This window comes from Oceanobacillus limi (genome assembly GCF_900111445.1).
Lineage (GTDB): Bacteria > Bacillota > Bacilli > Bacillales > Amphibacillaceae > Ornithinibacillus > Ornithinibacillus limi.
This window is the reverse complement of record NZ_FOHE01000009.1, coordinates 123,082-145,795: the sequence shown is the minus strand read 5'-3', so window position 1 is coordinate 145,795 and position 22,714 is coordinate 123,082. Positions and strand designations below refer to the sequence as shown.

The following is a 22,714-nucleotide window of genomic DNA, read 5'->3' as shown; positions in this document are numbered from 1 at the left end:
ATGCCTTTCCTCCCGCAGGAGTCTACATGTATTTCCTCCGCTAGTTCTAACGTAGCACTTCACTTTAACCTGATCCAATAACAGCGTAGGCAGAATGCGAAGACTCCAGCGGGAACAGCACGTGTCCGAAGACCCCGCAAGAAGTGATTTTCTTCTGAGGAGGCTGAGGCCGTACCCGCGGAAAGCGAAGTATTCTGCCGAAGCGGTATTTCAGTACTTTATTATGTTGGAAAAAACCACTACTACACTAGTGGTCAATTATACCAACTAGATTCAATCGATAAAACCTGAACAATTTAAATATTCATATTCTAATTGTTCGCCTTTAAAATAGATCTTTTTAGTTTTGTCCCAGCCTCTATTTTTGAAAGAAGTTTAAAATTTTATCAACCATGGTTTCTTTTGGCTCGTAATCCTCGAGCTCTTTTGAATAGAAACAGAATGTGTTCTTTCCATTGTTTTTAGCATAATACATTGCTTTATCTGCTCGCTCCACTATGGAATCAATTGTTTCTCCATCTTCAGGGTAAATCGCTATACCAATACTTGGAGAGACAGTGACTCCATCCTTAAGTATGGAGAAAGGGACGGACATTTCTTTTAAGATTCGTTCTGCAATCCCTAATATTTCATCTTTTGGTGTTTCTTCTACGACAACAATAAATTCATCGCCTCCGATTCGGGAAACGAGGTCTTCTTCTCGAACACTGTTATTTAGCCTTGTTGCTACCTCTTTGAGTAAATCATCCCCAACATCATGTCCCAGTTTGTCATTGACTTCTTTAAATCCGTCTAAATCCATAAACATTACGGTAACATCGTGATCTCTACGTTTGGCACGTGAGAAAGCTTTTCGAAGTTGCGTTTTTAACATGATACGATTCGGCAAACCAGTTAGAACATCGTAAAAAGCCATATCTTTTAAGCGTTGCTCTTTATCTTTTTGATTGGTTATATCTTTAATTGCCCCAAAGATAGTTTTTGTCTGACCGTTCTCGTCTGTGACCGGATTAATCTGTAGTTCAATCCATCTGAATGATTTTTCCTTTAGTTGAAGTCGATACTGTCTTGTTAGTTTATTAGAACCCCATTTATGTTTATCTTGGATGAACTTCAATTTATCATCTGGATGAATATGATCTTCTAATAAATCGATCCCGTTAAATATGGATTGTTTTTCAAAATCAAAGAAAGAAGTAATTTCTTGAGAAGTATATCGTATATACCCATCGGAGTCTAAGGCGAAAACCAATCCATTTAACTTTTCAATTGTCATTTTTAGTGTATTTTCGTTTGCTTCTAATTTGTTGATTTTTTCTTCTAATCCTTTAATTTTAGCTTCTGATTCTTGTAAGTTTCCTTGAAGGGAATTTGCTTTATCTCGTATATCTTTGTTGTTTTGCTGCACGTGATATAATTCCTGATACGCAATCCATGTTGGAAATAATAATGATATCGTTAGGAGTGTCAGACTTATTTGTAATCCTAACGAATCTATAAAAATTAATAGGATGGTATTCATAATAGCCACTAGAACAAAAGCACCAATCCAAATCTTTCTTTTCAACTGTGTACCTTCTTTCCATTAATGAATTATCCTAGCAATCATAGCATATTTTGATTGGCTTGCCACTCATTTTTCGTTGAATATCAATAACTTTTGTAGAATTTAAGAACTTTTTGTAGAATCATAGAATTAATTGTTAGTAATTGGTATATTTGAATTAATATATTTGGAACGGAGGTATTCCTAACGGTGCGATATAAACGGGATGAAGCATTTCGGTTTGAGTTCGGTGAACCACTACTTGCGCGTTTTTCCATGGATGAACTAAACGGAAAAAGGGTGACGTCTTCAGATGGTGAAGCTAAAATAGTTGATGTTAGTTTAAAAGGTTTGAAACTATGTACGTCCTTGAGCATTCCAGTTCACGGGAATGATGTAAAAGCTACTATTTCATTTTCTTTAAATGACAATCCATATCAAGTAAGTGGAACTTTCATTTGGGTGGAAAAGAAATTAAATGAATATTATTATGGCATTCAATTTGAATTAGAAGAGGAAATACAAGATAAGCTATTAAACGACTTAAAGACACTCGGTAAAAATATGGCTAATCAATCAAACTAGAAATTATACATCACATTTTTGGAATTTATCATTTAATGATAGATTCCTTTTTTTATATTAATTAATACGCTTTCTGTATATAATGCGACATAACATTATGTTGGAGATTGGTACTACTTTACCTATTAGCGGTATAAAACCGCTATCGGTAGAATACTTCGCTTTCCGCGGATTACCTGAGCCAATATATAAAGGAATGAGGAACCACCTCGTTTTTGATGAGGATCGTGATTCCGCTAAATCACAAAATACCGCAAAAACTAGGTGTATGAGGATCCTCATTCCTCTATGAGCCATAAATCAGTGTGAATGTTACTAAAAATAAGTGAATAAAGGAATAAGGAACCAAAACCATGCTCCAAATGAATGCTATCGGCCATTTAGCGGAATGAGGAACCACCTTGTCAGCGCTGAGGATCGTTCTTCCGCTATTTAGACCCAATGATGGATAGATGGATCTTACATTCTTTCAATGACGGTTTAATTTTGCCACTATCAGCTTAATATTTTGAATACCAGTTTTTTAGTTATGTCGCATAATACATCTACTACGACGTAAATCATGCCAACCGTATTATATAAATCTATACATGGAACGAAGGCAATTAGCAAAAGAAGTGACTGCTATTTTTAAAAGGTTCTACTCATAGATAGGCCTTAGGTCTTATTCTAAAATATAGCTGAGGCTCATTACCGTAGATAAGGAAAATAGATATGATGGAATCAAGATAAAGAAAGGAGGCGAAACAAATGAAAAAGTTTATGTTATTTATTGGAGGATTGGTTGCGTTACTTATTTTGCTCGCTAATCTAGGTCCAATGGTTATTCTAGGACTGAGCGTCTGGTTACTCTATATTATTTTTAAAAAGTTCATAAAAAGTGACTCAGCAGCTGGCAAGGTCGGTTGGGTAATCCTTGGGCTATTAGTATTGAGTGTAACATTTTCAAATATGTTTGCAATAGTTGGTTTGGCAGCAGCATACGCATTATACCTTGTGGTTAAAAATTGGAAAAATGTAGAAGAAGATCCGGCTGTAGATGTTGTGAGTGAGGACAATGACCCATTTACTAATTTTGAACGTCAATGGGCAGAGATAAATCAATAAATTAAAAGGAGAGATTGTTATGTCAAATATTTTTACACGAATGAAAGATTCCATTTCGGCAGACCTTCATCAAATGATGGATCAAAAGGAACAAAAAAACCCGATTGGAGCTTTGAATCAGTATTTAAGGCAAAGTGAACAAGAAACGGAAAAAGTTCGGATGCTGATCGATCGGCAATATAAACTAAAAGAAGAGTTTACAAAGGAATTTCATAAAGCACAGGACCTTGCTGATAAACGTTTGAAACAAGCAAGTATAGCGGAAAAAGCAGGGGAGCAACAAATGCATGAATTTGCAGTAAAAGAACATGGGGAATATCAAGCACGTGCAGATCGTATGAAAACATCACGTGAAGAAGCAATAGAGCAACTAGAATTACTTGAGCAGAAATATGAAGAAATGAAGCATAAACTAAAGGATATGCATCTAAAGCGGATGGAGTTGATGGGGCGTGAGAATATTGCCCATGCCAATTACCAAATGAATAAAGTTGTAGAAGATATCTCGGATAAACCGTTTTCGAAATTTGCGGAAATGGAACGATACATCGAAGGGATCGAATACAAAGTGAATAGCGCATATTACCGCAGTACTTTTGATCAAAAAATTGCCCAGTTAGAAAAAGAAATGCAAGAAAAAGACAAGGTAAACTAATTATTTACATTAGAAAAAATGATATACTAGATAGGCGCAGTGTACTGCGTCTATTTTATTCCACATGTAACGAGCTGTAAGTACAACAACTGGAATAGGCGAGCGAAAGAATTTCATTGGATTACTTGTTCGTCAAACAATGTGTAATATAAGGAACTAACTGATAACGACTTACTATATTACATAGGAGGGGGATCGCTAAATTGTTTCAACGACTATCAACAGATAACTTTAACTGGATATTGATCATAGGAGTGATCCTCTTTGTAGTGGAAATTGTATTCTTTCACGGCGGCATGATTATTTCTGCATTATTTTCTGGGTTCTTTATTTATATAGGGTGGAAGAACTTTACAAAATTATGGGGGAAGATATTTTTTTGGATCGGTGCCATTAGTTTGCTTTTTTCTGTATTGAATATGCTTGCAGTTCGTTTTCTAGTAGTCGTAGCAATTGTTTTGTTTGTTTTGAACTATATGAAAAAGAACCAAGAAGCTGAAAAAATTCCAGTCGACTTAATTTCCCATCAAGAAATTATCGATGACCCAGTTGTGGAAAAGAAACCTTTGTTTGACCATAAAATGTTTGATGATCAAGCAACAGATGATGTTGCATACCAATGGCGAGATGTAAATATCCATGGGGGATTTGGAGATCGAATCATTGATCTTAGTAATACAGTTCTTCCTAACGATACATCAGTTATTTCAATACGCCATTTTATTGGAAATATAGAAATTTTTATCCCTTATGAAGTAGAAGTAAGTATCCATCATAGTTCCATTTTTGGTAGAGTTCATATATTTGGGAAGCACCATACACAACTAATGAACCAATCCCTTTATTATCAAACAAGCAACTATGACACAACAAATCTACCTCGAGTAAAAATTATTACTTCCGTTGTTTCTGGAGATATCGAGGTGAAGCGGATATGATACCAATCGTGCGTCACGCCTTTACTGCGATATTGTTTGGATTGTTGATTACGATACTGATCCTTGTGATTACTTTCTTTGCCTTTCCAATAGATGATTGGAGGCTTATATACACTTATAACATTGGTGATGTCCCATTTGTACTATTCATCATCAGTGTGCCGGTTATTATTGGGTCCGTTTTCGGTATTACAACAGGACTTTTTTGGCGGCAACGATTTTACCGAATTAATCGCCAGTTAGATGAACTAGCAAAAGGTCATAACGTAACCTTTGATGATGAACCTTATCGAGAACTTCAGCAAATACAATATTACGTGGAACAAGTACAGGAAAAAATCCGTAAACACACCGAGCATGCCCAACGACTTGCAACAGAAAGAGCACACGAACGCGAAAAAAGCTTACAAGAGATTGTCGTACAGGAAAGAAACCGTTTAGCACGTGAGCTTCATGATTCTGTAAGTCAACAATTATTTGCTGCTTCGATGATGATGTCAGCCATTAATGAATCGGCTGATGAGATTGATCCTTCGGTTAACAAACAACTAAACTTAGTAGAGAAAATGATTCACCAATCCCAGTTAGAGATGCGGGCTTTATTATTACATCTACGGCCAGTTGCGTTAAAAGGGAAGTCTCTACAAGATGGGGTTAAGGAGTTACTAGTTGAATTAAAGCAGAAGGTACCATTAACAATTGAATGGAAAGTGGAAGAATTTGCTTTAGATAAAGGAATTGAGGATCAGTTATTTCGAATATTACAAGAATCCGTCTCTAACACACTTCGTCATGCGGAAGCTTCCTCTCTCCATGTGATGTTGATTGAACGTGACGATACCATTATTTTACGAGTCGTAGATGATGGTGTAGGATTTGATACGTCGCAAGTCCGAACAACTGGTTCTTATGGATTATCAAATATGAAGGAACGGGCATATGAAGTTGGAGGTACGATCAAAATAATAAGTCTACCTAATCAAGGAACACGATTAGAAGTCAAAGTTCCTAGTTTACGTAAAGGGAATGATAATGATGATTAGAATTTTATTCGCTGATGACCATGAAATGGTTCGAATAGGTGTTTCATCTTATTTATCTGCTCAACCTGATATGGACGTTGTTGCAGAAGCGGATGATGGTGGAGAGGCTGTAGAATTGGCTTTGAAATTAAAGCCAGATGTGATCCTCATGGACCTTGTAATGAAAGAAATGGATGGTATAGAAGCTACTAATAAAATTATGAATAAATGGCCAGAAGCTAAAATAATAATTGTGACAAGTTTTTTAGATGATGAAAAAGTTTATCCTGCATTAGAAGCTGGAGCAACTAGTTATTTGCTGAAAACGTCGAAAGCAAGTGAAATTGCTAAAGCGATTCGAGCGACATATAACGGACAATCAGTTCTAGAACCAGAGGTAACTGGGAAAATTATGACGAAAATGCGTCAGAAGCCTGTCGAACATTTACACGAACAATTAACCGACAGAGAGATGGAAATTTTACTTTTAATAGCGGCAGGGAAAACAAATCAAGAAATTGCGGATGAACTGTTTATTGCGTTAAAAACCGTTAAAGTGCATGTAAGCAATATCTTAGGTAAATTGGAAGTTCAAGATCGAACACAAGCTGTTATTTATGCTTTTAAGCATCATTTAGTCCAATAGAAAACTGTGTAATGCTACACAGATTTTTCTATTGGAGATTTCGTTTGATAAAATTCAGTGACCAATTCAAAAATGGATAAAAGTTCATATAAAATAATTAATTCCGGTGGAAAATGTGTAGGGTGCTGTTCATTTTTCTTGGTGATTTCTTCGTTATCTTCCCAAAAAAGTTCAGTTAAAATCTTTAATTGGGTGTCATGTCTCTTTGCCTCAAAATTCTTCTCATCTTCCATGCTATAGGAAAGGTAGTTTATTGCTTGTAAAACTACGGAACGCTCTTCCTTTGTCCAGGTAACTGTATCCAATGGTGTATTTAACAAGTTTTCCATATGATAATGAATCATCCGAATGGTAACAATTTGTTCCTGTGCATGTTGGAAGAGGTGTTTTTCATGTCCAACGAGTGGATGATATTTCGTTTCTTCTTTTTGATATCGAATTAAAGTATCTGTATTTTGCAGCGACCTTTGTAAAGCTTCCATTGTACCTCTATCTTTGAGATCCTTTTCTAACAATATGTTGGTAAATATTTTCTCAATGGCCTTCCCTGTTTTACTATTCAACCTTTGAATGTTTTTAACAATTTCTTGTGTGTAATCTGGTGGCAGAATAAACATATTGACAGCAGTTGAAACAATTAAGCCGATCGATGTAGTTCCTAACCTAATAAAAAATGAGATAAAAAAATTGTCGTAAATAACTTCTATCATTGCAACAGCTGTAAGTGTTGCTACGAGTAATCCAGCATGTAATCTCAACTTGACACAGGTTGCAATGGTAAAGAATGCTGCCAGAGTATAGGTGATTGGCGAATTTCCGAAAAGTGAAATAAATAAAACGGCATAGGCTGATCCGATTGCGGAAGCAGGTAAACGTATGAATCCCTTTTTAATGGATTCAGATACGGTTGGTTCTAAGGTAACAATCGCAGTGATTACAGCAAAAACCGGTGGCCAACCGATCTGATTACATATCCATGCTGTAATAAATATAGCTACGGCTGTTTTAATTAGACGACTACCTATAAACTCAGATAACTTCATGATCATACTCCCATATTTTCTACATGATAATTGTTATTTTTCCAGTCTTGTTTCTTTTTTGCAATAGTTTTGCCAATTTCTTGATCATCTAATAATTGTTTGTAAGAATCAGTAGAATGATAGGAAAGACAAATAGATTATTAAGGATAAGATAAGTAATTGTCATCTTTTGAAACATAATTGTAATATTTCTATAACACGCATGACATTTATAGATGATATACTACTAATTGCCTAATAAAAAATAGATTACATAGAGTGATAAATATATAATTTTACTACTAAAAAAAGTTTTGTAGTAGGGGAAGCGAGGTAAGAAAGTTGAAAAAGGCAGTTATAACAATAGCCACAGTTACCATAATCGGTATAGGGAGTACTTTCTTCACGAGCACGGCGAGCACGGTTGGAGCAGAATCATTAAATGAATTACAAGATAAACAATCGCAAATTGAAAGCGAACGTTCAGAGATCAAAGATAATCTATCAAAAGCAGAATCAGAAATTGCAGATGTTTTAATAGAATTAGAGGAACTAAATGAAGAGATTGCACAAGTAGAGGAAGCTCTTCAAAAAAATGAAGATAAGTTAGACGAAACAAACACAGAGATTTCAGAGAAAGAGAAAGAGATTGCAGAATTAGAAGAAGCAATCGAGAAACGTTCGAATATCCTGAAAGATCGCATGGTTTCTTATCAAAAGAACGGTGGGAACATCGGATTTCTTGATGTGATTTTTGGATCAAAAAGCTTTGGAGACCTTGTTAGTCGAGTATCAGCTATCACAAAAATAACTGACTCTGATACAGAGTTAATAAATCAACAAGAAGAAGATAAAAAGTCTGTTGGAAATAAACTTGATGAATTAACGGAAATGCAAGTTGAACTAGAAGGTATGCAAGAGACTATTCTAGCTCAGAAGGAACAGACTGTTGAGCAAAAAGATGAACTAAAGCAAAAAGAGCAAGAGTTAATTGATAAGAAAAAAGAATTACAAGTAGAAGATAGCAGACTTGCATCGATTGAAAGAGAAGTTCGACAAAGTATTGCGGCTAAAAGAACGCCTTCTACAGCAAGTGCATCATCTTCATCATCTAACAGTTCAAGTGATGGTAACTTAAACACTTTAAGTAAGAAAGAAAATAAATCTTCTACTCCAGCGAAAGCTAGTGGAAGTCTAAGCACAGTAATTAATGCTGGTTACCAATACTTAGGAGTACCTTATGTGTGGGGAGGAAAAACACCGAGCGGTTTTGATTGTTCTGGTTTTGTATCTTGGGCATTTGCACAAGGTGGGTATTCCGTTCCTTCCAGTACAGCCGCTTTACAGTCTACTGGAACAAAAGTATCTTATAGTAATATAAAACCAGGAGACCTTGTATTCTTTAATACGTATAAAACAAATGGACATGTTGGTATCTATATTGGGAATGGACAGTTCATTGGTTCTCAAAGTTCATATGGATTATCTGTTAAATCAATGACAAGTGGTTACTGGAAAGATCACTTCGCTGGTCACGTAAGACGTGTTGTTAATTAATAGATTTTGTGTTAAAGCTCTAGCATAATTGCTAGGGCTTTTTTTGTTATTAAAGCCAGCTCCCACGTCTTCCTTTACGCTTTATTTCCTATTCTCCAATCCCCTAACCTATCCCTTTGTTACATATTTGATGTATGATGCAACGTAAGCTTTTGGTAAAATCTACTATTTTCCCGTACTTTCGAGAGTGCTAAAATATCGCTACGACAGAATACTTCGCTTTTCGTGGGCACTGCCTCAGCCTCCTCTGTTGAAAATATCTGATTATTGAAAGATAACTTTTGTAAAATAGAAGTTCTGCTAGCTTTTTCTATTAAAATCGATCAATTATATTAAATATAGCGAAGGAAATACACGGAGACTCCTGCGAGAACAGTGACCAAAGTGAGACCCCGCAGAACGGAGTTCGAGGAGGCTCACGGGTCACCCGCGGAAAGCGTAGTGTATTTCCGTAGCGGTGTTAGTAGCACATTACATTACGAATTTGAACTATAGTATTTGATAAGTTAATGCGCAGTTTATTCATATGTTCATAGTAGAATGCAATGAACATAACCCCCTTCAATTGAAGATAAGCTAAATGCATTTTATAATAGAATGTGAAACTCAAAAATCAACTAGAAAAAATAAAGAGGTGAAGTGAACTTATGTATAAGGTAGACAAAAATCGTGAGAGTATATATGAAATTGATCCAATATATTTAGAACGATGGTCACCGAGATCTTTTCAAGAAAAGGAAGTGCCTGGAGATATTTTAAATAGCCTATTTGAAGCAGCAAGGTGGGCACCTTCAGCGGGAAATGTTCAACCTTGGCGATTTATTGTAGCACGTAATAAAGTTGATCGAGAAAAATTCTTAACCTTTATCCATGAAGGAAATACGATCTGGTGTAAGAAAGCCCCAATTCTTGTTGCAATCATTTCTAAAGAGAATGAAGAGCGCTTTGGAGGTCATAACAAAGCTCATGCATTTGATGCTGGTGCTGCTTGGGGATATTTTGCGCTAGAGGCAGTCCGTAAAGGCTTAGTAACACACGCTATGGGTGGTTTTAATAAAGAGGAAGCTAAGAAAAAACTTGAGATACCCGAGGGTTATGCAATTCATGCGATTGTAGCAGTTGGTTATGCAGGTGAAAAAGAAGCTTTACCAGAGCAACTACAACAACGTGAAAAGCCATCTACCCGTAAAGAAATAGATGCATTTGTTTCAGAAGGGTCATTTTCAGAATAATACATAAAGTGCAAGGGAGATCAAATAAGATCTCTCTTTTTTTCCATATTACTGACAGGCTGACATATATGCGACGTCCTGTCCATTGTCGGCACTAGCACGTCCTATGTATCGTAATATACAATTCAAACCTATGAAGCAAAACAAAGGAGCTAAGTAGTGAATAAACTCAAAGATTCGTTCATTTTACAATCAGCTGGGAGGAAGAAAAGCCCGTTGATTAAAGATTAACTTTATTATTGGTCATTCTGTGTAGATTATATAGGGATGAATAATTTTCGTATTGCTTCAAAAAATATAGTTTACCATATATAAACTTAGGGTATAAATTATCCACTATGTAACGTATTCCTCTATATAGTAGAAACTTTTCTGTATAGGATTAAGTAGTTTTCCTGCATATTACTGAAGACTCACTTCAAACCACGAATTAAAACCAAGGAATTTGAGTGTGAGATTAAAGGAAAGTCAAATATCCGATTCGTTCATCTAACAATCAGTGGGGCTGAAAAAACCCCCTAATATTTGAAGAATTACTTTATTAGGGGAACAATCGTTGGTAGTGACAATCCATTCGCTGCTATTGATTACTATTACATCACAGGAAGGACGAATAAAATGAAAAAGCATACATATAGAAATCCAGTATTTTATATATCAGCGATTATTATCTTATTACTTGTTATTATTGGTGCTGCTCTACCAGAACAATTTGGGGACGTTGCAGAGGCACTGTTTAACATTACGACAAGAAATTTTGGTTGGTTTTATCTATTAGCTGTTTTTGTATTTGTTTTATTTTTAATTACTATTTCTATAAGCAAGTATGGAAAAATACGTCTTGGTCCTCCAAAGTCTAGGCCGGAGTATCCGTTCTTTACTTGGGTTGGAATGCTCTTTTCTGCAGGGTTTGGTTCTGGTTTAGTATTTTGGGGTGTAGCAGAACCAATGAGTCATTTTTTCATCACGCCATTTGATGGACTTGAAGGTCAAACAGAAGAGGCTGCAAGAATAGCTATGGGATACTCCTTTTTTCACTGGGGGGTTAGTCAATGGTCTGTTTTTGCTGTTGTTGGGTTAATTATTGCTTATTTACAATTTCGGAAAGATAATAATGGTCTTATCTCCACATCTATACAACCTGTTGTAGGAAAAAATAAAAGTCTAGGAATTACGATTGATTCGTTAGCTGTTATTGCAACCGTTATGGGGGTTGCTACTTCATTAGGGCTTGGAATAATGCAAATGAATGGAGGATTAAAAAATGTATTTAATTTCCCTAATACGGTGTGGATGCAAGTTGCGATAGCTGGTGTTATTTTAGTGCTTTACTTATTATCATCTAGTACAGGCTTAAATCGGGGCATCAAATGGTTAAGTAATGTAAACTTAGGCTTGTGTATTGTTTTATTGTTATTTGTATTTATCACCGGTCCAACTGTATTTATATTAAACTCTTTTGTACTTGGTTTAGGGGATTATTTAACAAATTTTGTTGAATATAGCATGCGCTTAACCCCGTATCAAGGAGGTACATGGGTGAGAGATTGGACCATCTTCTATTGGGCTTGGGCTATTGCGTGGTCTCCCTTTGTTGGGGCATTTGTTGCACGTGTGTCTCGAGGAAGAACAATTCGTGAATTTGTTATGGGAGTATTAATTGTTCCGCCTGTTATTGCTTGTTTATGGATAGCGGCATTTGGAGGGACTGCATTGTACAGTGACCTTAATAATGGAACAACTATAGCTGAAGCTGTGAATGCAGATGTTGCAGTTGCCTTATTTGAGACATTTGGGAATCTCCCTTTATCTAATGTCATGTCATTACTAGCGATTCTACTTATTTTTACTTTCTTAGTTACTTCAGCCGATTCTGCAACGTATATATTGGGGAGCATGACATCAAAGGGTAGTTTAAACCCTGCATTATATGTAAAGATGATATGGGGGGTTTTAATTACAGCAATTGCAGTAGTATTACTTTTAGCAGGTGGATTGAATGCGTTACAAACAGCATCCTTAATATCAGCATTACCATTTACTGTCATACTCGTTTTGATCGTCGTTTCCTTTATGAGAATGCTTAAAAAAGATTATCAGAGTAAAAAAGATAGTTGATGATATAAAGCTGTCCCATAAGTTAAGTCCTTAGGGACAGCTTTTTTTTATTAAAAATAAATCGTATGTCGTTCTTTACGAAAAATTCTTAGGATTGCAGATGTAGTTACACCTACCATTGTGACCATTATGGCGGAGTAAAAAATCGTAACCTCTTGTACAACAAATGAACCTAATAATAAAACGATGCAGTCAAAAAAGAAAATAATAATTCCTGCATTGATGTTCAATATCGTCGATAACATTAATGCAAATAAGTCACTTGCACCAGAGCTAATATTTGCAGATAGCAGTATTCCTATGCCGAAACCAATTATTACTCCAGCTAAAATAGAGCTTATAAGTATTGGTGGAGCATCCCAAGAGGATAATGGGTTAAAAAGATCAATTAAAAAGGAAGAAACGAATAGACCATGCACTCCATTATAAAAATAGGAACGATTGTAAATGAAAGCAATGATATATAATGGAATACTTAAATAAATAATGGTCAATCCGGGCTTTAAACCAAAGACGTATTTGCCAAGTAGGCCTAATCCAATAATTCCACCATCAAGTAAATGGTTAGGGATAACAAACAAATTAATTCCTAGTGCTAATAAAACGCTTCCAATGAATATAGCCATTGTTTTTTTTATCAATTATTTTGCCACCTTGTCCAAGTTAAACTCCCTACCATCGTATGTGCCTACCACTATATAAATACATATAAATTATTGAACAAATAACGAATAACATGTACCACTCAAGAAGTACGAGGAAGTGATGCGCTATAGAGTGACATCAACTGTAGATAAAGTTAATCAATTTATGACTGATGAATCTCTACTAATCGTAAATTTGCTAATTTAACGTATTGCTTAAATTTGTAAATCTCGTAAGAAAAGGATTAAAATAGAAGAGTATTTTGAAAATTGAAGATAAATTAGGGGAGAGTCTATGGAAAATTCGTTCGGTGCATGGAAGCAACCTATTATTCTATTAACATCAATTGGTATTTCAGGACTCGGTGATTTTATATATCTAGTTGCCATTAACTTATTAATTTATCAAATGACTGGATCTGCTGCTGCAGTTGCAGCTTTATGGGTGATAGGTCCAATAGTCAATGTGCTTACTAAATTCTGGACAGGGAGTTATATTGATTACCGGAGTAAACGAAAAGTAATGATTGGGACAGATATAGTCCGAGCAGTACTCGTTTTTTTCATTCCCTTTCTACCAAATATTTGGCTCATTTATACTGTATTGATTGGAATAAGTACAGCGAAGGCGTTTTTTGTCCCTTCTTCGATGACATATATTACCCAGCTTGTTCCAAAAAATAGGAGAAAACGCTATAATTCGATTCAATCGATAACAATGTCAGGGGCATTTATCGTTGGACCTGCAGTTGGTGGAGCACTTATTTTACTTGGATCTATAGACACTGCTATTTTTATGAATGCTGCTTCCTTCTTGGTTTCAGCAATTCTATTATACTTTTTACCAGAGAAAGAGGAGATCGATCAACAGCATGCACCAAAATTATCATTTAAACAATTAAAAGCTGATTGGAATATTGTTTTTCAGTTTTTAATGGCCCAAAAGTATATTGGTATCGTATATGGTGCCTATGTAGCAAGCATTATATTTAGTTTTGCAATGGATGCACAGGAGGTTGTTTTTACCCAGCGAGTGGTAGGGTTATCTGAGGTGGACTATAGCTTGCTAATAAGTATTACGGGAGTTGGGGCAATCATTGGTGGGATCTTTGTTTCCATTTTTTCTAATCAATTGTCACTACGATTAATGATTGCTATTGGTATATGTATGGAAGCTGTGGGTTATGTTATATATGCTTCGTCTTGGTCCTTTTTATCAATAACGATAGGTTTTGTCATCCTTGGTTTCTTTAATGCCTTTCTAAATGCTGGAATTACAACGTTTTATCAAAATAATGTATCTACCAAAATAATGGGAAGGGTCACTAGTATGTTCCAACTTATTCAAAGCTTGGTACAGATTGTTTTTGTTGTCCTAGTAGGAGCTATTGCAGATATTATCCCATTAAGAGTGACTATTAGTATATTAGCAATTGGGATGCTTATGATAGCAATAATCGTTACTGTTATTGTTTATTCCCCGTCAAAAAAATTATATTTTCGTGAAACTTAATAAGTTTATGATCGTATGGAAAAGTGTTCCAATTAAATGAATTATCTATTTTTTGTAAATATAAGCCATGGGGGTTCTAAAGATGGAGAAAATTAAACAGGCAAAGGATTCATTAAATCATGTCATCTATGGAAAGGAAGAAGTTGTTGACTTACTATTTGTTGCTCTTTTAGCAGAGGGACATGTATTACTAGAGAGTGTTCCAGGAACAGGGAAAACAAAATTGGCAAAGAGCTTTGCAAAGGTCATGGATGGTGATTTTAACCGAGTGCAGTTTACCCCGGATGTATTACCTAGTGACGTTACTGGGATTCGTTTTTTTAATCCAAAGACTCAAGAGTTTGAGCTAAGAATTGGTCCGGTGGTTTCCAATGTATTGCTCGCTGATGAAATCAATCGTGCCACTCCAAAGACGCAGTCCAGTCTGCTAGAAGTCATGGAGGAATACCAATCCACAATTGATGGAGAAACAGTTCAAGTACCTTCCCCATTTATTGTGTTAGCAACGCAAAACCCAGTAGAAAGTAATTATGGGACATTTCCACTTCCAGAGGCACAGTTAGACAGGTTTTTATTTAAGATTGATTTAGGTTATCCGGATATTTTAGAAGAAAAGCAAATATTGACGGCCTATCGTACGAACGATCCATATGAATCGATTCAAGCTTCCTTAACGATTGAGGATATTCAATCCTATCAAGAACAAATCAAGCACATTACAATTTCTGATGTAGTTTCCGATTATTTATTAGGGTTAATCCATGAATCTAGAGAACATCATGAAGTAGAGCTAGGAGTTAGCCCTAGAGGGATGTTAGCAATAATGCGTGCAGCACAAGCAAGAGCGTTTTTAGCAAATAGAGATTTTGTTACACCAGAAGATATTAAAAAGTTGGTGCCTTATGTATTCGAACATCGTTTAATATTATCTATGGAAGGCTCCATTAAGAAGACGACTCAACAAGTAGTTGATGAGATTATACAAGCAGTTCCTGTCCCGGTGGAAGAAGGGGCTATTAGCGAATGATGTGGAAAAAAGAGGTTGGCCTTGAACATTCGAAAAGCTTTGATTATGTTTTAATCGCATTGGTTCTGTTTTTCTTAATTGGTGTTATATTTCGGGCTCCAATTGCATTTGTTGGTGTGGGCATTTTCTTATCCTATCTGATCGTGTATAAGGTGTATGATCGTGGAATTGGGCAGAAGCTAGAATTGGAAAGTAAAGAACAAAGTATTAAACTTTTTCCGGGGGAGGAAGCAAATCTAAAGTTTGAATTACGGAATTATTCATTGTTTCCCATTGTTAATGGGATGTTTAAAGTCCAAATCGGCCCATCTGTAAAAGCGTATACGCTAGTGGATGAACAAGAAGAATATTGGAAACAATTAAAACTTCCCTTATCCGTACTACAAAAAAGAAATACTACGATCGAATTTCCTGTAATAGCGGAACAACGCGGTGTTTCTAAAGTAAATAATATTGAGTATACGTTTCCTCATTTATTAAATTTTAATTTGGTAACATTGGGGTATCGGAAGTTTTTTCGCACAGAATTTATTGTTTATCCTAAGTTACTTCCGGTCGAAGGTGCAGAAGCAATTTTCCATATGATTCCAGGCGATGGCCGTGCAAATTTTTCTCCATTTGAAGATATTCAAAGTCCACGAGGAACAAGAGATTATAGTTTTAGTGATCCTTTTCACCGGATTAACTGGAATGCTTCTGTAAAATCCCAGTCTTTACAAACAAACATTTATGAACGGGTAGTTGATATGTCGTATGTGTTTATTGTTAATTTAAGTACAGAAAAAGGTCCTAATAAGTATCGCTATAATAAAAACTTGGAAAATTTATTAAGTTATACTGCCTACCTAAGTGAATTTGCGACAAAAACGGGAGTTCCGTACGAAATTTATGTAAATGCAAGAAAGCCTGGGAAAATTCCATACATTCAATTACCTGAGGGAGAAGGGAAAAGCCATTATGGTCATGCATTAGAAATGCTAGCGAGAGTTCATAAACAATCGATGATTATGCCATTCAACCAATTGTTACATCGCTTAGGAAAACAATTTATTAATCCAAAAACAATTATTATTATTGGAGAAGTGCCTACAGGTGCATTGGAAACGATTCAGACATGGAAGCAAGTGCAAAATACCGTATTTCAAGTTACGGGAACAGAGGAAGGGGCAGTTGTTAGGCCAATACGAAAGGAGACCTATACGAATGCTACATAATTTTTTTCAGCTAGGTACGTACTCTAACCAAAAACGGTTAAGGGTAAGGTGACCGTGATGAATAAAAATTTTATTATTACACATGCTTACCATTTCTTGAGCGAGGCAATTTTAACCTTTTTATTTATTTTACCTGTAATGTATTTTCATTATCAAGTCACTCCTTACTGGGTTTACCTAGGTATCGTCATTGGAATAGCTATTGTTTTTTCAAGCTATGCTTGGTTGAAGTGGAAGCAACTACCCTATATCCTAACGGCACCAATCATCTTTATTGTCTTTTATACAATTGGCTACCCAATTGGCTTAAGTCTTGCTTTTGCTGGTTTATTAACTTGGAGATATATTGCCATTCGAAGTGAAATGCACATAAATCGTGAAAATTTATATATCATTATGTCCATTTTGTTGGGAACAGGTATTATGATATTTGTTCGAGACGGCCAAGCATTGATGCTCGTGTTTGTGCAGCTTTTAATTGTTATGATCGGTAATATAAGTAGCCATGCAGCCAAGATTGGAAAAGGAGATAAAAAAGATTTTAACCGTCAATTCTGGGGGGGATTTCTTGGTTTTTTCCTTGCAATAACAACCCTTATTTATCTATTCTCTGATGAGATAAGAACGCTATTTATTCGGAGCTATCAGGTAATTACAAACGGTTTTATTGAGATGGTAACAAGCTTGGCATCAGAAGTCGTTCCTGATATTGAACTAGGTGATTTTGTAGAATATAGTGACAATGAACAGCAATTGGATACGATGGAGGAAGCTGAATTAGGGGAATCTATTTTTAATGAGGTTTCTCTATTTGGATCAATCTATATCATTATTACAGGTATAATTATTTGCCTGGTTCTCATTATGCTCGTGCTTTTCATTAAGTCACGTTTTACATTTAAAGAACCAGAGGAAGAGAAGAAGGTTGATTATCATAAAACGGAGGAAAAGCTTACTCGTTATAAGTCACACGAAAGAAGATTATATCGTAAACGGATGAAGAAAATTGATCATCCCGTTCGGAAAATGATATACCGCTTTGAGCATTTGGCAGCCAAACATGGAAAAGGGAGACACCCATTCGAAACAATAGAGGAATGGTTAAGTCGAATTGGTTATTCCGTTGACCTTTACGTATATCAAAAAGTACGCTATGGTTGTATGGAGGTTAACGAAAAAGAAATTGTGCAATTGAAACAAAGCTTAGAACAAATAGAAAATCACTTTAATAGTTAAAAGTTTTCTAGGGTTCCGCACCTAATGGTGGTCAGGTCCGAGAGAAAACGCACGAAAGTGTACACGGAGGGGGAAAAGCCCGGGAGATATCTACGTTACGTCGATATTTCTCGGGTATTTTCATTGAGTCCAGAAGCAAGGAGAATGATACTATGAATCGAAGCTGGTTATATGTATTTATTGCAGGGTTATTTGAAATTGGTTGGGTTGTTGGTTTAAAGCATGCTTATAATTGGTGGACTTGGGGGTTAACAGGTATTGCCATTTATCTATGTATGCATCTTTTACTAAGTGCTACAAAATGTTTGCCTGTTGGGACAGCATATGTAGTGTTTACTGGAATGGGTACGGCTGGTACTGTAGTGTTGGATATGTTTTTATTTGGAGAATCCTTTCATATGGGGAAATTTTGCTTAATAATTGTCTTGTTAATCGGTGTAATGGGACTAAAATCGATAACACCAGATACAGAGGAGGGGCGTTCATAATGGAATGGATTTATTTACTCATAGCCGGTATTGGTGAAGTAATTGGCGTTATTGGGATCAACATGGTAACGAAGAAAAAGGATATGCTTTCCATTGGGAGCTTGCTTGGAGGATTTGCAGTTAGTTTTATTTTTTTATCTATTGCAATGCAAACGATCCCGATGAGCACGGCATATGCCATATGGACGGGACTTGGAACAGTAGGTAGTACATTAATTGGAATGTTTGTTTATGGTGAATCAAAAGATTGGCGTCGTATTCTATTTATGGGAATGATATTGTCAGCAGCTGTGGGCTTAAAGTTAATTTCCTAAAAGGGTTAAAATAAGCCCCACAACTGTGATGGATAGGACTACAGAACTTACGACATAGGAAATTGCTTTTTTGTAATTTTTCGCTGTAACGAGTTGGATTGTTTCATTACCAAATGTAGAAAAGGTGGTATAGGCTCCACAAAAGCCAACACCAGCTAGAAGCCATAAAGCATTTGAAATTGCACCTATAAGATAAAAATGAAAAAGAAATGCTAGAATCATTGATCCAGTAATATTGGCTACCCATGTGCCAATAAAATGTTTATTGGTTTTTACAGAAATAGAGTACCGTGCGATGCTGCCCCAAAATCCACCAATTGCAACCAATAAAAAACTCATACAGTTGCCCTCCTTTGTATCGAAGCAACTTTATATCCAAGGAAGCAAAACAATAATCCCCCAAGCATATTGCTGAATACATAAATGGAAGATAATATGATATTAGTTTGGAATAAAGTGACGGTTTCTACAGCGAACGTAGAAAATGTTGTGAAAGAACCAATCACACCTGTTGTTAAGGCTGTAAAGGTTGTGTTGCCGATCTTTTCCTTAATAACTGACCGGTTTAATACGTAACTTAATAATAAACAGCCAATCAAATTAGCTATTAATGTAGCATATGGGAAGGTGGCTTTTTCTAGAGGTATAGCTAGTGCAATACCATATCTGGATATAGCACCAATCGTTCCACCTAATCCAACTGCAACAATTGTTTTTGCATTCATGCGGTTTGACACTTAGGACAAAGACCATAGATTTCAAATTTATGATCTTCTATCATATAGTTTTTTAATGACTTTTTCACTTCATTCATTGGGCAAACTTCGATTTCTTTCGTTTTTCCGCAATCTTTACATATGAAATGATGGTGATGATGATGGGTGCAATTCATACGGAAATGTTTTTCCCCATTTAATTCCGTCGTTTCCAAAATACCTACTTCATTATAAAGATGTAAGTTACGGTACACCGTATCAAAGCTAATACCATCATACGTTTCTTCAAGATGTTGAATTAGATCCTTTGCCGTACGATATCCATCCACTTCATTAAAGTAGGTTAATATATCCTTTCGCTTCCCGGTAGTTTTATAGCCGTTTTCTTTCAGGCATTCAATTGCTTCATCAATGTTCATTATTATCCCTCACTTTGATCGTACGATAGCGAAATCTTTTTAGGCTTATCGAAAGTAATAAGATGATTATGGAAACCATAACAATCGTACCCCCTGGTGGGATACTTAAATAATAACCTGTTATTAATCCAATGATAACAGCTAATTCACCAAATACAATAGATAATAGCATCATTTGTTTAAATCCTTTAGCCAAGCGCATGCTCGCAGCAACGGGTAAAGTCATTAACGCAGATACGAGTAGCACCCCAACAATTCGAATGGATGCAGCGATAACCAAAGCAGTTAATACAATAAATAAAAAATGAATTCGTTTCGCGTGGATACCTGAAACGCGAGCATGCTCCTCATCAAATGAAAGTGTAAATAGTTCCTTATAAAATAGGGTGATAATGATAGCTATAAAGACAGAAATTCCAAGAATCGATAAGAAGTCATTTCTACTTACAGCTGATACGGAACCGAATAAATAGTTAAATAGTTCTGTGTTAAATCCGTCAGCTAGTGCGATGAAAATAACGCTTAACCCAACACCACCGGATAAGATAATAGGAATAGCAATTTCTTGATAAGACTTATAAACGCTTCTTAGCTTTTCAATAAAGATCGATCCCATTACAGAGAAAAACATTCCACTGTATAAAGGTGTTATAAATGTAATCGCAAATTTTTTCTCCACAAATAATCCAAATGCAATTCCAGCTAGTGTCACATGGGATAATGCATCGGCAATTAGGGAAAGTCTTCGTACAACAATAAATGTACCTAACAGTGGTGCGATCACCCCAATTAAAAGTCCTGTTAAAAATGTGTTCCTTAAAAAATCAAATTCTAAAAAGTCTGCTAACATCTAAAATCCTCCAATAGTTAATGGTCATGTGTCACTAGATTAACGGGATGACCATAAACGCGCGATAAATCTTTCTCCGTTAATTCCTTATACTCTTCTGGATTTCCATGAAAATGTAAGGATCTATTTAAACAAGCAATGTCTGTCGCGTATTCTGTCATTGTACCCGTATCATGGGTTACTAGCAGAAGCGTAATGTGTTGATTCTTGTTCAAATCACGTAGTAATTCATAAAAGCGCTGAACATTTTCATAATCAACCCCAACGGTTGGTTCATCTAAGATTAATAGCTCTGGATCACTAACAAGTGCACGTGCTATAAATACTCGTTGTTGTTGTCCACCAGATAAGTTTCCAACATTTTCATATGCATACTCGCTCATTCCGACGAGGTCAATTGCATGTAAGATTTTTGACTTATGTTTGTGTTTGAAAAACTTCAAATAGCCTACTTTTGCTGTAAGTCCCATGGAAACAACTTCATAAACAGTTGCTGGAAATCCTTTATTAAAGGAATTTGATTTTTGGGAGACAAATCCTATTTTATTCCATGCTTTAAATTTTTCGATAGGTTCATTAAATAAGGTAATCGAGCCTTGTGACGGTTTAGTGAGACCTAATATCAATTTGATTAAGGTTGTTTTTCCACCACCGTTTGGCCCAATGAGCCCCATAAAAGCACCTTTTGGCAAAATAAAATCAATTTCATTAAGAACTTGCTTGTTTTCATAAGCATATCGAATGTTTTTCATCGAAATGACTGGTTCGTTCATGCCATCCTTCCTTTCTATTCTGTAGCTTGATGAAGCACGGATAAGTTTTTTTTCATTAAAGATAAATAGTCTTCATTTGCTGCTATATCCTCTTCCATTAATACGGATAAGTTATGAATAATAAGAGTCTTTGCTTGGAGATGCTCCTGAATGATCTCAGAAATACGATTCGAACTGTTTTGTTCAAATATAATGTAGTCGAGTTCATATGTTTCAGCTTGATCTATAATTTCGGTTAACTCTTTTTGAGATGGCTCATTACTAGATGATAAACCATGAATAGATAACTGTTCTAATCCGTACCTATCTTCCCAATATCCATATGCTGCATGGGAGACGAGGATTTTTTTATTCGTTTGATTATCCAAGGCTTCCGTATAAGATTCATCTAAATCTATCAAATCGTCTTTTACTAAGTTAAAATTATTCGTGTAGTAATTCGTTTTACTTGGATTGAGTTCAGTCAGTGTATCTCTTAATAAGGAAGAAATCTCAATCATTCGAAGGGGATCTAACCATACATGAGGATCGTGTTCTCCATGGTTATGTCCATCGGTATCATGATGATGTGACGGATTATCCTCATTATTAGTTGCTATATTTTCCATATGAAATAATGCTTCATGTCTACCTAGTTCTACGAGGGTTAAATCATGAGATGAAAGTGCATCAGCCATACTGTCAGCAAATCCCTCCATACCGGAACCAAGGTAAATAAAGGCATCGCTTTTTGCTACGTCGGTCATGATTTTAGTTGTTGGTTCATACGTATGAACATCAACTCCTGGGGGAAGAACGGTCTCTACTGATACCGTGTCACCACCGATACGTTCAAGTGCGTACTGAACAGGGTATATAGTCGTATAAATTGTTAATTTTTGTTCTTTATCTGAATTTGTTGATTGTTCTGCATTGGTACATGCTACAAGTTGCCCACCAACTATCAGAATCACTATAGATACGATGAGGTTTTTCATAGTTGAATTCCTTTCATTAAATAGCTCTGTAATATATACTATCGTAATGGTTACGATTTGTAAATAAGAATGATTACGATTGAGTTACGGCTGGCAGGTTTGTACATTTGTTCAT

General features: G+C 35.8%; 24 protein-coding genes and 1 riboswitch. Of the genes, 15 read left to right on the top strand and 9 right to left on the bottom strand.

Translation table 11 applies throughout. The features are described from left to right. Positions 1-358: 358 nt before the first annotated feature. Positions 359-1,567, bottom strand: a complete 1,209-nt coding sequence (locus tag BMX40_RS11360; RefSeq protein WP_090869943.1) for a sensor domain-containing diguanylate cyclase — start codon at positions 1,565-1,567, stop codon at positions 359-361. A 189-nt stretch (positions 1,568-1,756) separates the two neighbouring features. On the opposite strand from BMX40_RS11360, the gene BMX40_RS11355 reads away from it, so the two are divergent. The 6 genes from BMX40_RS11355 (at position 1,757) to BMX40_RS11330 (ending at position 6,499) form a co-directional block, all read left to right on the top strand. Beyond that, positions 1,757-2,131 carry a PilZ domain-containing protein gene (locus BMX40_RS11355; RefSeq protein ID WP_090869941.1) on the top strand — a complete coding sequence of 125 codons (375 nt, stop codon included), beginning with the start codon at positions 1,757-1,759 and terminating at the stop codon, positions 2,129-2,131. 750 nt (positions 2,132-2,881) lie between these two features. Then, positions 2,882-3,238 carry a lmo0954 family membrane protein gene (locus BMX40_RS11350; protein WP_090869939.1) on the top strand — a complete coding sequence of 119 codons (357 nt, stop codon included), beginning with the start codon at positions 2,882-2,884 and terminating at the stop codon, positions 3,236-3,238. 19 nt (positions 3,239-3,257) lie between these two features. Further along, complete coding sequence (locus BMX40_RS11345) at positions 3,258-3,893, top strand: PspA/IM30 family protein (protein WP_090869937.1); 636 nt, start codon at positions 3,258-3,260, stop codon at positions 3,891-3,893. Positions 3,894-4,096: 203 nt separating this feature from the next. Next, complete coding sequence (gene liaF, locus BMX40_RS11340) at positions 4,097-4,831, top strand: cell wall-active antibiotics response protein LiaF (protein ID WP_090869935.1); 735 nt, start codon at positions 4,097-4,099, stop codon at positions 4,829-4,831. Next, positions 4,828-5,874 carry a sensor histidine kinase gene (locus BMX40_RS11335; RefSeq protein ID WP_090869933.1) on the top strand — a complete coding sequence of 349 codons (1,047 nt, stop codon included), beginning with the start codon at positions 4,828-4,830 and terminating at the stop codon, positions 5,872-5,874. Before liaF ends, BMX40_RS11335 begins: the two co-directional genes overlap by 4 nt. Then, on the top strand, positions 5,867-6,499 hold the full coding sequence (locus BMX40_RS11330; RefSeq protein WP_090869932.1) for a response regulator: 633 nt from the start codon (positions 5,867-5,869) through the stop codon (positions 6,497-6,499). The genes BMX40_RS11335 and BMX40_RS11330 overlap by 8 nt, the downstream gene beginning before the upstream one ends. A gap of 14 nt (positions 6,500-6,513) precedes the next feature. Here the strand turns inward: BMX40_RS11330 and BMX40_RS11325 are convergent, their stop codons facing one another. Continuing rightward, entirely contained in the window at positions 6,514-7,542 is a 1,029-nt protein-coding gene (locus BMX40_RS11325; protein ID WP_090869929.1) for an FUSC family protein, read from the bottom strand. Between the two features lie 321 nt (positions 7,543-7,863). Here BMX40_RS11325 and BMX40_RS11320 point away from each other — a divergent pair, with 321 nt between their 5' ends. From BMX40_RS11320 to BMX40_RS11310, 3 genes are all read left to right on the top strand, one after another. Then, complete coding sequence (locus BMX40_RS11320; RefSeq protein ID WP_090869927.1) at positions 7,864-9,078, top strand: C40 family peptidase; 1,215 nt, start codon at positions 7,864-7,866, stop codon at positions 9,076-9,078. Between the two features lie 647 nt (positions 9,079-9,725). Continuing rightward, the gene (locus tag BMX40_RS11315; protein WP_090869925.1) at positions 9,726-10,310 is read left to right on the top strand and encodes a nitroreductase family protein; all 585 of its coding nucleotides are present in this window, start codon (positions 9,726-9,728) and stop codon (positions 10,308-10,310) included. Between the two features lie 618 nt (positions 10,311-10,928). After that, positions 10,929-12,428, top strand: coding sequence for a BCCT family transporter (locus tag BMX40_RS11310; protein WP_090869923.1), 1,500 nt, complete (start codon positions 10,929-10,931; stop codon positions 12,426-12,428). A 50-nt stretch (positions 12,429-12,478) separates the two neighbouring features. Here the strand turns inward: BMX40_RS11310 and BMX40_RS11305 are convergent, their stop codons facing one another. After that, entirely contained in the window at positions 12,479-13,069 is a 591-nt protein-coding gene (locus BMX40_RS11305) for a DUF6198 family protein (RefSeq protein WP_090869922.1), read from the bottom strand. A 298-nt stretch (positions 13,070-13,367) separates the two neighbouring features. Between BMX40_RS11305 and BMX40_RS11300 the strand changes: the two genes are divergently transcribed. The 6 genes from BMX40_RS11300 to BMX40_RS11275 all read left to right on the top strand — a co-directional run bounded on the left by BMX40_RS11300 (position 13,368) and on the right by BMX40_RS11275 (position 18,864). Then, positions 13,368-14,585 carry an MFS transporter gene (locus BMX40_RS11300; protein ID WP_090869921.1) on the top strand — a complete coding sequence of 406 codons (1,218 nt, stop codon included), beginning with the start codon at positions 13,368-13,370 and terminating at the stop codon, positions 14,583-14,585. 82 nt (positions 14,586-14,667) lie between these two features. Next, the gene (locus tag BMX40_RS11295; RefSeq protein ID WP_244513497.1) at positions 14,668-15,612 is read left to right on the top strand and encodes an AAA family ATPase; all 945 of its coding nucleotides are present in this window, start codon (positions 14,668-14,670) and stop codon (positions 15,610-15,612) included. After that, a complete protein-coding gene (locus tag BMX40_RS11290) occupies positions 15,609-16,826 on the top strand; it encodes a DUF58 domain-containing protein (RefSeq protein ID WP_090869917.1) in 1,218 nt (405 codons plus the stop codon). The genes BMX40_RS11295 and BMX40_RS11290 overlap by 4 nt, the downstream gene beginning before the upstream one ends. A gap of 57 nt (positions 16,827-16,883) precedes the next feature. Then, positions 16,884-18,062, top strand: a complete 1,179-nt coding sequence (locus BMX40_RS11285) for a hypothetical protein (protein WP_090869915.1) — start codon at positions 16,884-16,886, stop codon at positions 18,060-18,062. Further along, positions 18,059-18,150, top strand: a riboswitch (guanidine-I (ykkC/yxkD leader). Its footprint overlaps the gene before it by 4 nt. A gap of 64 nt (positions 18,151-18,214) precedes the next feature. After that, on the top strand, positions 18,215-18,550 hold the full coding sequence (locus tag BMX40_RS11280; RefSeq protein WP_090869913.1) for a DMT family transporter: 336 nt from the start codon (positions 18,215-18,217) through the stop codon (positions 18,548-18,550). Then, positions 18,550-18,864: a DMT family transporter gene (locus BMX40_RS11275; protein WP_090869911.1), complete on the top strand. Its 315-nt coding sequence runs from the start codon at positions 18,550-18,552 to the stop codon at positions 18,862-18,864. The genes BMX40_RS11280 and BMX40_RS11275 overlap by 1 nt, the downstream gene beginning before the upstream one ends. Here BMX40_RS11275 and crcB read toward each other — a convergent pair. Genes crcB through BMX40_RS11245 form a run of 6 tightly spaced genes read right to left on the bottom strand, consistent with a single transcriptional unit; the run spans position 18,853 to position 22,599 of the window. Beyond that, a complete protein-coding gene (crcB, locus tag BMX40_RS11270) occupies positions 18,853-19,203 on the bottom strand; it encodes a fluoride efflux transporter CrcB (RefSeq protein WP_090869909.1) in 351 nt (116 codons plus the stop codon). The genes BMX40_RS11275 and crcB overlap by 12 nt on opposite strands. Next, positions 19,200-19,589 (bottom strand): fluoride efflux transporter FluC, encoded by a 390-nt coding sequence (locus BMX40_RS11265; protein WP_090869907.1) that lies wholly within the window; start codon positions 19,587-19,589, stop codon positions 19,200-19,202. The genes crcB and BMX40_RS11265 overlap by 4 nt, the downstream gene beginning before the upstream one ends. Beyond that, positions 19,586-19,999, bottom strand: a complete 414-nt coding sequence (locus tag BMX40_RS11260) for a Fur family transcriptional regulator (RefSeq protein WP_090869905.1) — start codon at positions 19,997-19,999, stop codon at positions 19,586-19,588. The genes BMX40_RS11265 and BMX40_RS11260 overlap by 4 nt, the downstream gene beginning before the upstream one ends. Continuing rightward, the gene (locus tag BMX40_RS11255; protein WP_090869903.1) at positions 19,989-20,849 is read right to left on the bottom strand and encodes a metal ABC transporter permease; all 861 of its coding nucleotides are present in this window, start codon (positions 20,847-20,849) and stop codon (positions 19,989-19,991) included. Before BMX40_RS11255 ends, BMX40_RS11260 begins: the two co-directional genes overlap by 11 nt. 17 nt (positions 20,850-20,866) lie before the next feature. After that, a complete protein-coding gene (locus BMX40_RS11250; RefSeq protein ID WP_090869901.1) occupies positions 20,867-21,622 on the bottom strand; it encodes a metal ABC transporter ATP-binding protein in 756 nt (251 codons plus the stop codon). Between the two features lie 14 nt (positions 21,623-21,636). Next, entirely contained in the window at positions 21,637-22,599 is a 963-nt protein-coding gene (locus BMX40_RS11245; RefSeq protein ID WP_090869899.1) for a metal ABC transporter solute-binding protein, Zn/Mn family, read from the bottom strand. Positions 22,600-22,714: the final 115 nt, after the last annotated feature.

Coding starts and splice junctions, on each gene's coding strand:
- BMX40_RS11265 (WP_090869907.1), bottom strand. CDS start 19,589: ATGAATGCAAAAACAATTGTTGCAGTTGGATTAGGTGGAACGATTGGT.
- BMX40_RS11345 (WP_090869937.1), top strand. CDS start 3,258: ATGTCAAATATTTTTACACGAATGAAAGATTCCATTTCGGCAGACCTT.
- BMX40_RS11280 (WP_090869913.1), top strand. CDS start 18,215: ATGAATCGAAGCTGGTTATATGTATTTATTGCAGGGTTATTTGAAATT.
- BMX40_RS11335 (WP_090869933.1), top strand. CDS start 4,828: ATGATACCAATCGTGCGTCACGCCTTTACTGCGATATTGTTTGGATTG.
- BMX40_RS11300 (WP_090869921.1), top strand. CDS start 13,368: ATGGAAAATTCGTTCGGTGCATGGAAGCAACCTATTATTCTATTAACA.
- BMX40_RS11245 (WP_090869899.1), bottom strand. CDS start 22,599: ATGAAAAACCTCATCGTATCTATAGTGATTCTGATAGTTGGTGGGCAA.
- BMX40_RS11290 (WP_090869917.1), top strand. CDS start 15,609: ATGATGTGGAAAAAAGAGGTTGGCCTTGAACATTCGAAAAGCTTTGAT.
- BMX40_RS11295 (WP_244513497.1), top strand. CDS start 14,668: ATGGAGAAAATTAAACAGGCAAAGGATTCATTAAATCATGTCATCTAT.
- crcB (WP_090869909.1), bottom strand. CDS start 19,203: ATGAGTTTTTTATTGGTTGCAATTGGTGGATTTTGGGGCAGCATCGCA.
- BMX40_RS11275 (WP_090869911.1), top strand. CDS start 18,550: ATGGAATGGATTTATTTACTCATAGCCGGTATTGGTGAAGTAATTGGC.
- BMX40_RS11330 (WP_090869932.1), top strand. CDS start 5,867: ATGATTAGAATTTTATTCGCTGATGACCATGAAATGGTTCGAATAGGT.
- BMX40_RS11350 (WP_090869939.1), top strand. CDS start 2,882: ATGAAAAAGTTTATGTTATTTATTGGAGGATTGGTTGCGTTACTTATT.
- BMX40_RS11285 (WP_090869915.1), top strand. CDS start 16,884: ATGAATAAAAATTTTATTATTACACATGCTTACCATTTCTTGAGCGAG.
- BMX40_RS11310 (WP_090869923.1), top strand. CDS start 10,929: ATGAAAAAGCATACATATAGAAATCCAGTATTTTATATATCAGCGATT.
- BMX40_RS11325 (WP_090869929.1), bottom strand. CDS start 7,542: ATGAAGTTATCTGAGTTTATAGGTAGTCGTCTAATTAAAACAGCCGTA.
- BMX40_RS11255 (WP_090869903.1), bottom strand. CDS start 20,849: ATGTTAGCAGACTTTTTAGAATTTGATTTTTTAAGGAACACATTTTTA.
- BMX40_RS11315 (WP_090869925.1), top strand. CDS start 9,726: ATGTATAAGGTAGACAAAAATCGTGAGAGTATATATGAAATTGATCCA.
- BMX40_RS11250 (WP_090869901.1), bottom strand. CDS start 21,622: ATGAACGAACCAGTCATTTCGATGAAAAACATTCGATATGCTTATGAA.
- BMX40_RS11260 (WP_090869905.1), bottom strand. CDS start 19,999: ATGAACATTGATGAAGCAATTGAATGCCTGAAAGAAAACGGCTATAAA.